Consider the following 12,212-nt stretch of genomic DNA (forward strand, 5'->3'; position numbering starts at 1 on the left):
GGGGTGTCCGTCCGATCTGCCGGGCGAACTATCGTTGCCGCATGAGTTTTACCGGGTTTCCGGCTGCGGCGCTGGACTTCTACGACGATCTCGAAATGGACAACACCAAGACCTTCTGGACGGAGCACAAGCACGTTTACGAGGAGTCGGTCCGGGCGCCGATGGCCGCGCTGCTGGCGGAGCTCGAGGAGGAGTTCGGTACGGCGAAGTTGTTCCGCCCGTACCGCGACGTGCGGTTCGCCAAGGACAAGACGCCGTACAAGATCCACCAGGGCGCCTTCATCGACATCGCCCCCGCCACCGGATGGTACGTGCAGGTGTCCGCACCCGGCGTACGGGTCGCGGCCGGCTTCTACGAGGCGTCGTCGGAGCGACTGGCCCGCGTCCGCACCGCCATCGACGACGACCGCCGCGGCAAACAACTCGAGAAGCTACTCGCCAAACTGGTCAAGGCCGGCTGGACCGTAGGCGGCGACAAACTCAAAACCAGCCCCCGAGGCTACGACCCCGACCACCCGCGCATCGACCTACTCCGCCACAAGTCCCTGACTGTCAGCAAGAACTACGGCTTCGAACCCGTCATCCACACCCCAGCCCTCACCAACCAGATCCGAACAGACTGGCGAGCCACCCAGCCCCTCATCCAATGGCTCACCGACAACACCTGACAGGTGCGGCCGGTCAGCGCTCGAAGTCCTTCTTGATGTCGGTGAGGAGGTCGCGGGTCTTGTTCGGGGGTGGGGCGGCGACGCAGAGGGCTTCCATGGTGGCCGTGTACTGGTCGAGGTCCTCGAGTTTGTCGAGGTAGAGGGCGCTGCTGAGGTGCTCGATGTAGACCATGTCCGGGAGGTCCTGCTCCGGGAAACGGAGGATGCTGTACGCGCCGCCGGTGGCTGCGTGGCCGCCGACGTTGAACGGCATCACCTGCAGCGTGACGTTCGGGTACTGCGAGGCGTCGATCAGGTGGTCGAGCTGCTGGATCATCGCCTTCACGCCGCCGATCGGCCGGCGCAGTACTGCCTCGTCGACGACAGCCCAGATCCGGACCGGCTCCGGGCGGGTCAGGACGCCCTGCCGACTCGTCCGCAGCGCGACGCGGCGCTCGACCTCCTCGGCCGGGATCAGCCCGCGGCCCAGCTGGATGACGGCGCGGATGTAGTCGGGGGTCTGCAGCAGACCGGGGACGAATTGCAGCTCGTAGACACGGATCAGCTGTGCCGCGGCCTCGAGGTCCAGATAAGAGTGGAACCAGCTCGGCAGTACGTCGCCGTACCGGTGCCACCAGCCGGGGTTGTTCGCCTCGCGGGTCAGGGCGAGGAGGCGCTGGCGCTCTTCCTCGTCGTCGACGCCGTAGAGAGTCAGTAGGTCACGGACGTCGCGCTCCTTGAGGCCGACGCGGCCGAGTTCCATCCTGCTGACCTTGGACTCCGACGACCGGATCTCCCACCCCGCGTCGGATCTGCTGATCCCTGCTGCCACCCGCATCCGGCGAAGGTGCCCGCCGAGAATGATGCGCAGCGCGGTCGGCCCGCTCTGCGCGCCCGACTCGGTCACACCCACCTCCCAGCGGCCCCAGCGGTCTTCATCGGCAACCTCATCCGCAGGTGCACATCATCGCATGCCCGAGCGGTGATCTGCCGGAGTTCTTACAAAAGAACGGCGAATCCGGATCGGCGATCACGGAGCGTAAGACTAGCCGATCGAAGGTCGACCGGATTTGTCAGTACATACTAGCGTGCCGATCGGCGGTCGAACACCGTTCGCCGGGGTCGATCCAGGCTCGAACAGGCGGAAAATGGCCCGATCTGGTCTCGAAATGGAAAACGTGCGGATGCACGTGCATCGGGCGCTTGCATTCGTCGCGTGCCAACGCCATGATTGATTCATGCACAGAAGGTGAGCTGGTTCTCGCGAAAAGTGACATCGCGTGATCCGGCAGGCCGGTCCTACAGAGCGCCAATGGCCCCCCGTTGGCATGACTGGTTGGGGAACCCGAGTCGATGAACGACGACGACAGTGAGGTTGTGGAGCAGACCGCCGCGATGGCCGGCGGCCGCGCGCCCGAGGAGCTGACGGAGCGGGAGATCCAGGACCTGGTCGCGCGTTGCCCCGAGCAACAGCGTTGGGCCTTCGAGGGCTGGTTGCGCGGCGTCCGCCAACTCGACGGCGACCCGATCGTGAGCCTGGCTCCATGACCACCGACAGAGCAACAGGAGGACGGAAGATGGTGCGGATCTGGCTGGGCGACCACCTGATCGCCGAGTACGTCGCCGAGCCCGACCGCGCGTCGCGGTACCAGCGGGTGATGACGCCGAAGTTCACCGGATTGCGAATCACCGTTGACAATGCGGCGACCGGGAAGGCTTCCGAGCTGCCGAGCGAACAGCTCTGGCCGCTCACCGTCCAGTAGTCCGTACCCGCCCCTCGGGCAACGCCAGGACCGGCTCTCTCCGGAGGGTCGGTCCTGGCGTTTTTGCGTACGCCGGACCATCGCACGCCAGTGCTTCGGCCGGCGATCGTACGAGGTCGCCCGCCGGGGCGTCGTACCGATGTCTTCGGGCACAAGAAAGGGCCCCTTCGTCACTCGCCTGGCGAAGGGGCCCTTTGCTTCTGAGTTGCCCGGTGTTGCTGGTTGTTGCTCAGATCAGGTAGCCGAACTCGCCGTCCTGAACGCCGCCGAGGAACGCCTCGATCTCTGCCTTTGTGAACACCAGCGCCGGTCCCTCGGTGAAGCGCGAGTTGCGGACCGCCACACCGCCGTCGGGCAGCTTCGCTACCTCGACGCAGTTGCCGTTGGGGCCGCTGCGCTGGCTCTTGCGCCAGATCAGCTCGCTGTTCGAGTCGCCGGGCATGCCGTTGTAGATCGCAGTCATCAGCTGCACCTTCCGTACGTCCTTGGCATATGCACGTGCATTTGGCCTTGCATCTGCATCGTACACACTTTTGGCCCATGTGTCCGCTCCCTTACGTCCTGTGATCTTGATGCGGTCAAACGAGCGTTGGCTCACGGTTTTCGGTCGCCATCGGTGACGATTTCGGGCTTCGTGCATGACTTCCGGCGAGGTGGGGTACGACTTCTCTTGCAGGCATGACCGTGGTTCAGCGAAGTGCCACGCCGTGACGAGACAGTCGCGAGGTCATACCAATGGTTACGAGCATCATCGAGCGGGATTTCTCCCGCAGCGGAGCCCCGACAGACCGGGCCGCCCGCGAAGCAGCCACCCGGGAACTGATGGAACGCCGGGCCGCCAGCACCGCCGCCGAAGAGCGGCAGGAACTTCTCGAACAGGTCGTCGAACTCAACCTGGAAATGGCCAAGGGCATCGCGCGCCGTTTCCGCGGGCGCGGAGCCGAGGCCGACGACCTGGAACAGGTCGCGTACCTAGGGCTGGTGAAGGCAGCCCACCACTACCGGTTGGAGGCGGACACCCCGTTCATCGGGTTCGCGATCCCAACCATCCGCGGCGAGGTGAAGCGGTACTTCCGCGACTGCGCCTGGACGGTCCGGATCCCGCGCCGGCTCCAGGAGATGCAAGGAACGATCGCCACCAAACTGCCGGAACTGGAGCAGCAGCTGAACCGCGAACCCACACCGGCCGAACTGGCCGACCATCTCGAGGTCGAGGTGACCGAGGTCGAGCAGGCGCTCGCGGCGCGCGGCTGCTTCAACGTCCTGTCGCTGGATCGTCCCGCCGAGGCGGACGCGGAACTGACGCTCGCGGATGTCGTTGCCGATGACGACGATGCGAGCATCGATCAGCTGGAGACGGTCGAGATGCTGGAGCCGGTGCTCGCCGACCTCGGTGACCGGGACCGCCGCATCCTGCAACTGCGCTTCGTCGAGGGCTGGACGCAGTCCGAGATCGGCGACGACATCGGCGTCAGCCAGATGCAGGTCTCACGGGTCCTGCGCCGGATCCTGATCGATCTGCGCGAGAAGCTGGCGCCGGAGCAGACGGCTGCTTAGTCGTCAGTCGTTGGTGTGCCTTGGTGGTAGTAGAGACGCCAGGCGCCGTCGGTCCGTCGCCAGATCGAACTGCGGCGGACCGGCGTACCGCCTGTACGCCGGGACACGTAGGTGACGTGCACGAGGTCGTCGGCCAGCCGAACGCCGGCGACCTCGGTCGCCTCGATCGGCTCCGCGTCGGTGATCTCCCCGGACGCCAACGCGGCCACGATCGCCTTCCGGTCCCACCGCCGTCCCGACGCCCCGACCTCGACGAACGCCGGATCCAGCAGTACGTCGACCTCCGCCGACCCCCGCACCTCCGGCAACAACAACCGCAACTCCGCCTCAACCGCAACCCGCACCTCGTCATCCACGCCTGGACCCTAGCCCCCGCCCTCTCCCGCATTTGACTGGCTGACCCACCAAATGAGGGGTTCCTGACCCGCATTCAGGGTCAGGAACCCCCAACTTGCTGGGTGGGCCAGGCAAATTGCTGGGTGGGCCAGGCAAATGCGGGGAGCGGGGTGGTGATCTGCGACTCGCTGTTGGGGGAGCTCACTGAGGGTGGTGGTGGGGCTGCACAATGGGGGGAGGACGAGGGGATGAGTCGTTGCTGTTGGCCTTGCGGATGTTCAAGACCGTGCCCGCGGACGCGGTCGCGGTGCTGCGCGCGTATCCGCCGATGGTGGTGTGCTTCGCTGCCGCGCTGACCGGTACGGCGCTGGTGTTCGACGTCTTCTATCTCGTCGCGAGCCCGGGGCTCACACTCGCACTTGTCTATACAGTGCCCGTGCTCGCCGGATTGATCGCCGGGCTGGTCGCGGCGGCCGACGACGTCGGGCTCGAGCGAGGCGTCCTGCTCCGGACGGTCGGTCTGGCCGTTGCCCTCGGCATCACCAACGCGATCGTCGTCGCGATGATCGCCGCGATGGTCCGCACCGATCCGTCGAACTGGGCCTCCGGCGGCCAGTCGGTGCTGTTCGCCGGCTGCACTGTGCTCGCGGTCGCCGTCGCGATCGTTGCCTGCCGCAAACTGATCGATGCGCTCGGCATCGAGCTGAGCACCCGCCTCCCGCACCGTCGTCCCCCGCGCGACCCACTCGCCGCGCCCGCGGTCACGAAGGTCCAGCCCCGCGTGAGTAAGGAGTCGGCCGCGCGAGCCAGGCCGGCCCCACCCGCCGCGCCGCCGCCACCTCCCGCGCCGGTTGTCGACGAGGAGGACACCATCCCGGTCTTCGTCCCACCACCCCCCAAGGTCGTCGACCTGGACGAGGCCCGCCCGGTCACCCCTTCCGGCCCAGTCACGCCTCACACCCCCCGCCCCCGCCGTACCACCGCCCGCCGCCCGAACAAACCCGGCCGCCGCCCCGGGACCTAGCAGGTCTTGTCGGCCGGCAGCCGATCAGTGATCAGGTAGCTGATGACTGTGTTGTCGACGCAGTCGCTGCCGTACTCGCCGAAGATGCCGTGTTTGCGGGCGTTCTTCAGGGTCAGCATCCGGGCGTTGGGCAGGTGCTTCTGGAGGGCAGTCGCGTACGCGTAGATGCTCCGCGGGTCGCCGTCGGCGGCCACGATCAACGCCCGCTCCGAGGTGGCGATCCATGTCGGAGGCTCCTGCGGCTGCACCGGCCAGTACGCACACGGCGAGATCATCCGGGTGAGTGACGCGAAATGCGGTTCGGCCCGTCGATGCGTCTGAATGTCCCGCCAGTACACCTGCCGATCGCGCGGCACAGCGCGGTCGCCGCAGAGGATCGCGATCTGCGCACTGGCCAGTTGCGACGACGCCGGCGTCAGCAACCCCTCCAGAAACCCACCGAGGTCAGGCCCCGGTTCCACCGGCCCGGACGTCGCGTCGAGCAGCGTCCGCACGATCCCGGCGTACGTCGCCCGCGCCGCGTCCCGATCATCGGCGAGCGGACCGAACAACACCAGCGGCACCGATCCGTCGTCGAGCTGGTACGTCCCGACCCGCAAACCCTTCGTCGCCGCGATGCGCAGGATCCGATCCACCGAAGCCATCACCCGCGCCGGCGTCGACCCCAGGTGGTACGTCGCATCGCGCGCCGCCGCCCACGACGTCCACGCGCGCAACGCGGCCTCGTTCGCCGGCCCGACCGTCCGCAGCAGCCGCGCGCTGTACCGCTCGGGGTCCATCGGACCGTCGAGGACCACGCGGTCGGTCCGTCCCGGGAACATCTGCAGGTACACCGATCCGAGATAGGTCCCGTACGAGTACCCCAGGTACGAGATCTTCTGCTCGCCCACCGCGATCCGCACCCGGTCGATGTCCCGCGCAGTGTTCCGCGTGTTGACGTACGGCAGATAACCGCCCGCGTGGGCGCCGCACCGTGCCGCGACGTCCGCGACCTGCCGATCGGCCCGCGCGAAGGACGACCGGTCGGCGCCGCCCGCCCACGGCCAGCCCGCGAACGGGAGCTTGCAGTCGATCGGCGTACTGCGACCCACGAACCGCGGATCCATCCCGATTAGGTCGTACCGCGTCCCCGCCGCCTTCATCGCCGTCCGCAGCCGCAGCGGCATGCTCAGGCCGGGACCGCCCGGGCCGCCGTCGTTCAGCACCATCGTGCCGATCCGGTCGCCGGTCGCCGGCAACCGCGACAGCGCGATGGTGATCTGCGGGCCGTTCGGCCGCCCGTAGTCGAGCGGCACCTTCAGCTCACCGCACTCGGCACCGGCCTCGTCGAGCGCGGCCCCTTCGGCGTCGGCGGCGTTCAGCTGACAGTGGTGCCACTCGATCCGCGGGTCCTCCGGCAGCGTGGGAACGGGCGCGCCCAGGAGCGCCAGTACCAGAAGCAGTTTCATCGATCCTCCTCGAAGTCACTCCTGACGCTAGAGATCGTGACGCCGCCGCACAGTGCACTCGAGGACCGGCCGAGGGTCGCGCGGACGCTACCTAGAGCTGCAAGACTGTGGCCCGGGGAGGCGCCTGTGTGGGATGTCATTGTTGTCGGAGCCGGACCGGCGGGAGCGTCGGCCGCGATCGGTGCGTTGGCGGCGGATCCGAGCCTGTCGGTGTTGCTGCTCGACCGGCACGAGTTCCCGCGCGACAAGGCCTGTGGTGACGGGATCGCCCCGCACGTCCTGGACCTGCTCGCCGGCGTCGGCGTGACCGGGATCCTCGACGACTGGACCCCGGTACGGCGGTTCGTGCTCAACCGCGGTGACGTCGGCGTGGACCGGCAGATGTCCCGGCCGACCTGGGTGGTCCCGCGAGCCGTCTTCGACGAGCGCCTGGTCGAGGCCGCGCGAACGGCGGGCGCGCAGTTCGTCCGCCGACGGATTCGCGGACTCGCGATCCAGAGCCGGTCCGTCACCGTGGACGAGGAGCTGGACGCGCGCTTCGTGGTCGGCGCCGATGGCGCGCATTCCGTCGTACGGCGGGAACTCGGCCTGAAGCCCGGTCCGGTCGCGCTGGCGATCCGTGGGTACGCGCCGACCCCGGCCGCGCGCGCGGCGAGTCAGGTGATCGCGTACGGGCCCGGCCGGCAACCGTCGTACGCATGGTCGTTCGACCGCGGCGACGGCTGGTCGAACGTCGGGTACGGCGAGCTGCTCGCCGGCACCCGCCCGACGCGGACCGAGTTGCTGAACCGCCTCGAGGCGCTGCTCCCGGGGGCGACCGAGGGCGGCGAGTCGTGGTGGGGCCACCATCTGCCGCTCGCCGGCTGGTCGTGGCGGCCGCGCAGCGGGCCGGTGCTGCTCGCCGGTGACGCGGCCGGCCTGATCAATCCGATGACCGGCGAAGGCATCTATTACGCGGTCGCGACCGGGCTCCTCGCCGGCCGAGCGATCGCGGACGCGCTTCGTGCGGGCACCTCGGACGCCGGTACGCCGTACCGTCGCCGGACGACTCGTCTCCTCGCCAGGCATCTTCGCGACACCGCGCTCGTCGCTCAGCTGAGCCGATCGGACCGGATCCTCGACGGCGGCATCCGCGCGGCGGCTGCCGATCAGCGCGTGTTCGACGACCTCGTCGAGCTAGGCCTCGCGGACGGCGGCCTGACGCGTCGGCTGCTCCGCACTCTCTTGCGCTGACGCCTTGATCGCGTAGCCGACGGCGTCGGTGACACGCTCGATCGGCCAACCGAGCTGGGCGGCAAGCTCTGCGGCGCGATCTGGTTCCCATGCGACTGCTAGCACTGCTAGGCAGTCCTGGAAGCCGGCGCCGCCGGACATGTCTTCACTGAGTCGTTCGAAGAACTCCGCCATCTGTGTGAGTCGTTCGCCCGCGGGGGTGTCGCGACCGACGAGGTCGACGCCCTCGGCCGCGGTTTCCGCCCAGTTGTGGTTCGTGCGGGCGCTGATCTCCCACGCCTTCAGCCAGACGTCCTCGGCGATGACGTAGTGCTGCATCCGGCGTACCGGATCGGGTTCGCGGAAGACCATGCCGACGCGCTCGAGATAGCCGATCGCCTTCGAGATCGACGCCGGGCTGACCCGCAAGGTGCGGACGAGGTCGGCTGCCGTCAACGTGCGGGTGTCGGATGTGTAGAGCAAAGCCAGGACCCGCGATGCCATCCGCGGCAGCCCGCCGTCGACCATCATCGTCGCGAACCGTTCGACATACGCACGCCGCGCCGCGCCCGTCCACTCGTCGGCCCAGCCGTCCGCGGGGGTCGGGGTGGAGCGTCGGCGGCGGGCGCGAGAGGCGGTGGCGTAGTGGGCGTGGTCGGCCCGATACCCGGTGGGGCCGCCGTTGCGGGCGATCTCCCGGCTCACCGTCGACGTCGGACGGTCCAGTTGCCGCGCGATCTCGGCGTACCCGAGCCCGTCCGCCAACCCGGCCGCGATCTCGAGCCGGTCCTGGTGACTCAGCCTGCCTCCGGGCATCGGCAACCTCCGCGCATTCACTGTCAGCTCATTGCAACGAGTTGCGTTCTCTCGCAATCCCATTGCACAGAATGCCATGTTTTATGAGGTTTCACGAGCTCGCGACCCAGGCGGTTGATTGCCGATCCAGTGAACGCAACGTAGTTTCCACGGCATGGTTCTGACAGTGGACGGCCTGCGGATGCGGTACGGCGACCGCGAGGTCCTGCATGACGTGACGTTCGACGCGCGCCCCGGCGAAGTGCTAGCACTGCTAGGTCCGAACGGCGCCGGGAAGAGTACGACGATCGAGATCCTCGAAGGTTTCCGGCTCCGCTCGGCGGGGCGGGTCGAGGTGCTCGGCGTCGACCCGGCCGCGGGCGACGAGCGGTGGCGGTCGCGGGTCGGCATCGTGCTGCAGTCGTGGCGCGACCACGGCAACTGGCGCGTCGGCGAGCTCCTGCACCATCTCGGCTCGTACTACACGCCGTACAGACCCGCCTGGCCGTCCGGCGAACTGCTCGATGCCGTCGGCCTCACCCCGTCCGCCGGGCAGAAGATCAAGACCCTCTCCGGTGGCCAGCGCCGGCGGCTCGACGTCGCGATCGGGATCGTTGGCCGCCCCGACGTACTGTTCCTCGACGAGCCCACCACCGGGTTCGATCCCGAGGCGCGCTCGGAGTTCCACGAGCTGGTGCGCGGGCTGGCGGCCGAGCAGGGGACGACGATCCTGCTGACCACCCACGACCTCGACGAGGCGAGCAAACTCGCGCACCGCATCCTCGTCCTCGCCGCGGGCCGCATCATCGCCGCCGGCAGTACGGCGCAGCTCACCGAGCTGATCGCGGGGGAGGACGAGGTCCGTTGGTCCGTCGACGGGCAGGCGTTCCGAAAGTCGACCGCCGACTCCACCGCGTTCGTCCGCGAGCTCTTCGCGACGTACGGCGACGCTGTGCGCGAACTCGAAGTCCGTCGGGCCTCGCTCGAAGACACCTACCTCACGCTGGTCAGGGAGCAGGCATGAAAACAGGATGGCAGCGTGGGCTGATCGAGTTGCGGCAGTCCTTCACCAACGGTCCCGAGCTGTTCAGCCACTTCCTCTGGCCGGTACTGATGCTGGCCGCGCTCTTCTTCCTCCGGGATCGCGACTTCGGCTCCACCGGTTTCCTGCTCGGCGCGCTCGCTCTGCCGAGCATCCTCGGGATGAACGCCGCGATGGGCATGGTCAGCATGAGCCAGCAACTCACCGCCGACCGCGAGGACGGCACCCTGCTGCGCGCCAAGGCCGTTCCGAACGGCATGGTCAGCTATCTGATCGGCAAGGTGGTGTCGGTCGCGGGCGGGCTGCTGGTCGATCTCGCGATCCTCCTGATCCCGGGGCTGCTCCTCGTCGACGGGCTCGCGCTCGGATCGGCGCACTGGTTCACCCTGGTCTGGGTCCTGCTGCTCGGCCTGGTCGCGACGTTGCCGATCGGGGCGGTTCTCGGCTCGGTCTTCACCACGGCCCGGTCCCAGGGTCTGATCCAGTTGCCGATGCTCGCCTTGATCGCGGTCTCCGGCATCTTCTACCCGATTACCGCGCTGCCCGGCTGGCTCGAAGGGATCGGCCAGCTCACGCCGGTCTACTGGATGGGCCTCGGGATGCGGTCCGCTCTGCTTCCCGGCGAGGCGGTCGTGGTCGAGGTCGGCGAGTCCTGGCGCCATCTGGAGACGGCAGCCGTCCTCGGGATCTGGGCCGTCGCCGGTTTGCTCCTAGCGCCCGTCGTGCTGCGGCGCATGGCACGGCGGGAGTCCGGCTCCAAGGTCGCCGAGCGCCGCGAACGGGCCCTCCAACGCGTCGCATGATGGAGCAGTCGCCATGATGAAGCAATGGAGCAGATGCACGCGTGGGCAGTGGATCATCCGGGACCCGTCGACGACGGTCCGCTGCAGCGCGTACGCCGTACCGTGCCGGAGCCGGGCGCCGGCGAAGTACTCGTCAAGGTCGAGGCGTGCGGGATCTGCCGGACCGACCTGCATCTGACCGAGGGCGACCTGGCACCGAAGCGCCCGGGCGTCGTCCCGGGGCACCAGGCCGTCGGCCAGGTGGTGGAGCGCGGCACGGCCGCCGAACGGTTCGCGATCGGAGACCGCGTCGGGATCGCCTGGCTGCGCAGCACGTGCGGCGTCTGCGAGTTCTGCCGACAGGGTTCCGAGAACCTGTGCCCGCGTTCGACATACACCGGGTGGGACGCCGACGGCGGTTTCGCGGAGTACGCCGTGGTGCCGGAGGACTATGCCTACGTCATGCCGACGGATCGTCCCGCGGCGGAGCTCGCGCCGTGGTTGTGCGCCGGGATCATCGGGTACCGCTCCCTGCTCCGCGCGAACCTGCCGCCCGGCGGCCGGCTCGGCATCTACGGCTTCGGATCGAGCGCCCACCTCACCGCGCAGCTCGCTCTGGCTCAAGGCGCCGAGCTGTTCGTGGTAACCCGTGGCGAGCGGAACCAAGCCCTCGCCCGTGAGTTGGGCGCTGCGTTCGTGGGGGATCGGCCGCCGGTGCCGCTGGATTCGGCGATCGTGTTCGCCCCAGCCGGCGACGTGGTCCCGGCCGCGCTGGAAGCGCTCAAGCCCGGTGGAACTGTGGCGGTCGCCGGCATCTACCTGTCCGACGTACCGGTGCTGAACTACGAGCGGCATCTCTTCCACGAGCGTGATCTCCGCAGCGTGACCTCCAATACCCGGCGCGACGGTGAGGAGTTGTTCGGCCTGGTCGCCCGGCTGCCAGTCGCCGCGCACACGACGGTCGTGCCGTTCGGCGCGGTCGACCGTGCCCTCTCCGACGTCGCGCACGGCCGCGCCAGCGGGTCCCTGGTCGCCGTCCTAGGCAGCTGAACCGATCAGCCCTGAGCAGCGTTAGAACTGGGTGAAGATTCCACCGGTTGGCCCTGCCGACTTCGGGGCGGACCGCTAGCTGCGTTAGATTTGATCAAATCTTACCGAGCTGCCAGGGAGCTGAGGGTGCGTATGTCGGATCTGACCCGCCAATCGTGGTCGGTCCCGGCTGACGTGCGCGCCCAGATCCGAGAGGACGGCCGGTGCTGAGCAGGATCCTCGGCGCGGTAGGAGCGGTCCTGCTGATCGTCGGGGTGGTGCTCGCCGTCCGGCCGGTCCACGCCGGCGGGGACAGCTGCGGCTCGATCTTCCAGCCCGACAAGGGCATCACGCCGATGCAGTGCGACGCCCGGCTGAGCACCCGCGGCACGCTGGTCACCGGCTTCGGCGCCGGCGGGGTCGCCCTCGTGGTCAGCGCGCTCTCGGTCGCCGCGGTCCGCGACCGCCGTACCCGCGTCACCTCCTGACACCCGACTTTGGGTCCCTACCAACCGTTCTTCGCGCCGGATAATGGTTGGTGGGTGCTCAAAGTGGGGCTTGACCTTGACACTGTGTC

Annotated in this window: 15 protein-coding genes; 10 read left to right on the forward strand and 5 right to left on the reverse strand. The window is 68.5% G+C overall.

What is annotated here, in order from left to right; translation table 11 throughout:
- Window positions 1–41: 41 nt before the first annotated feature.
- Window positions 42–668: a DUF2461 domain-containing protein gene (locus tag E0H92_RS25655; protein WP_131459725.1), complete on the forward strand. Its 627-nt coding sequence runs from the start codon at window positions 42–44 to the stop codon at window positions 666–668.
- Window positions 669–681: 13 nt separating this feature from the next.
- Here the strand turns inward: E0H92_RS25655 and E0H92_RS25660 are convergent, their stop codons facing one another.
- Window positions 682–1,554: a helix-turn-helix domain-containing protein gene (locus E0H92_RS25660; RefSeq protein ID WP_131459724.1), complete on the reverse strand. Its 873-nt coding sequence runs from the start codon at window positions 1,552–1,554 to the stop codon at window positions 682–684.
- Between the two features lie 446 nt (window positions 1,555–2,000).
- Here E0H92_RS25660 and E0H92_RS25665 point away from each other — a divergent pair, with 446 nt between their 5' ends.
- Complete coding sequence (locus E0H92_RS25665) at window positions 2,001–2,195, forward strand: hypothetical protein (protein WP_130381785.1); 195 nt, start codon at window positions 2,001–2,003, stop codon at window positions 2,193–2,195.
- A complete protein-coding gene (locus E0H92_RS25670) occupies window positions 2,192–2,410 on the forward strand; it encodes a hypothetical protein (RefSeq protein WP_238151293.1) in 219 nt (72 codons plus the stop codon). The genes E0H92_RS25665 and E0H92_RS25670 overlap by 4 nt, the downstream gene beginning before the upstream one ends.
- A gap of 229 nt (window positions 2,411–2,639) precedes the next feature.
- Here E0H92_RS25670 and E0H92_RS25675 read toward each other — a convergent pair whose 3' ends face one another.
- Entirely contained in the window at window positions 2,640–2,873 is a 234-nt protein-coding gene (locus E0H92_RS25675; RefSeq protein WP_131459723.1) for a DUF397 domain-containing protein, read from the reverse strand.
- A 272-nt stretch (window positions 2,874–3,145) separates the two neighbouring features.
- On the opposite strand from E0H92_RS25675, the gene E0H92_RS25680 reads away from it, so the two are divergent.
- Window positions 3,146–3,967: a SigB/SigF/SigG family RNA polymerase sigma factor gene (locus E0H92_RS25680; RefSeq protein WP_131459722.1), complete on the forward strand. Its 822-nt coding sequence runs from the start codon at window positions 3,146–3,148 to the stop codon at window positions 3,965–3,967.
- Here E0H92_RS25680 and E0H92_RS25685 read toward each other — a convergent pair.
- Window positions 3,964–4,323, reverse strand: coding sequence for a nuclear transport factor 2 family protein (locus E0H92_RS25685; protein ID WP_131459721.1), 360 nt, complete (start codon window positions 4,321–4,323; stop codon window positions 3,964–3,966). The genes E0H92_RS25680 and E0H92_RS25685 overlap by 4 nt on opposite strands.
- A gap of 236 nt (window positions 4,324–4,559) precedes the next feature.
- On the opposite strand from E0H92_RS25685, the gene E0H92_RS25690 reads away from it, so the two are divergent.
- Entirely contained in the window at window positions 4,560–5,327 is a 768-nt protein-coding gene (locus tag E0H92_RS25690; RefSeq protein WP_238152473.1) for a hypothetical protein, read from the forward strand.
- On the opposite strand, the gene E0H92_RS25695 is transcribed toward E0H92_RS25690, so the two are convergent.
- Window positions 5,324–6,775 carry an alpha/beta fold hydrolase gene (locus tag E0H92_RS25695; protein ID WP_131497964.1) on the reverse strand — a complete coding sequence of 484 codons (1,452 nt, stop codon included), beginning with the start codon at window positions 6,773–6,775 and terminating at the stop codon, window positions 5,324–5,326. The two genes, E0H92_RS25690 and E0H92_RS25695, sit on opposite strands and share 4 nt — an antisense overlap.
- 126 nt (window positions 6,776–6,901) lie before the next feature.
- Here E0H92_RS25695 and E0H92_RS25700 point away from each other — a divergent pair, with 126 nt between their 5' ends.
- Window positions 6,902–8,008 (forward strand): NAD(P)/FAD-dependent oxidoreductase, encoded by a 1,107-nt coding sequence (locus E0H92_RS25700; protein WP_238173589.1) that lies wholly within the window; start codon window positions 6,902–6,904, stop codon window positions 8,006–8,008.
- On the opposite strand, the gene E0H92_RS45555 is transcribed toward E0H92_RS25700, so the two are convergent.
- Window positions 7,952–8,803: a GbsR/MarR family transcriptional regulator gene (locus E0H92_RS45555; protein ID WP_275670101.1), complete on the reverse strand. Its 852-nt coding sequence runs from the start codon at window positions 8,801–8,803 to the stop codon at window positions 7,952–7,954. The genes E0H92_RS25700 and E0H92_RS45555 overlap by 57 nt on opposite strands.
- Before the next feature lie 154 nt (window positions 8,804–8,957).
- Between E0H92_RS45555 and E0H92_RS25710 the strand changes: the two genes are divergently transcribed.
- The 4 genes from E0H92_RS25710 (at window position 8,958) to E0H92_RS25725 (ending at window position 12,123) form a co-directional block, all read left to right on the forward strand.
- The gene (locus E0H92_RS25710) at window positions 8,958–9,806 is read left to right on the forward strand and encodes an ABC transporter ATP-binding protein (protein ID WP_131459718.1); all 849 of its coding nucleotides are present in this window, start codon (window positions 8,958–8,960) and stop codon (window positions 9,804–9,806) included.
- Window positions 9,803–10,627 (forward strand): ABC transporter permease, encoded by an 825-nt coding sequence (locus E0H92_RS25715; protein ID WP_131459717.1) that lies wholly within the window; start codon window positions 9,803–9,805, stop codon window positions 10,625–10,627. The genes E0H92_RS25710 and E0H92_RS25715 overlap by 4 nt, the downstream gene beginning before the upstream one ends.
- A 24-nt stretch (window positions 10,628–10,651) precedes the next feature.
- Window positions 10,652–11,656, forward strand: coding sequence for a zinc-dependent alcohol dehydrogenase family protein (locus E0H92_RS25720; RefSeq protein WP_238152472.1), 1,005 nt, complete (start codon window positions 10,652–10,654; stop codon window positions 11,654–11,656).
- Between the two features lie 203 nt (window positions 11,657–11,859).
- Window positions 11,860–12,123, forward strand: coding sequence for a hypothetical protein (locus E0H92_RS25725; protein ID WP_131293602.1), 264 nt, complete (start codon window positions 11,860–11,862; stop codon window positions 12,121–12,123).
- The last annotated feature ends 89 nt before the right edge of the window (window positions 12,124–12,212 follow it).

The organism is Kribbella speibonae (assembly GCF_004331375.1).
GTDB lineage: Bacteria > Actinomycetota > Actinomycetes > Propionibacteriales > Kribbellaceae > Kribbella > Kribbella sindirgiensis.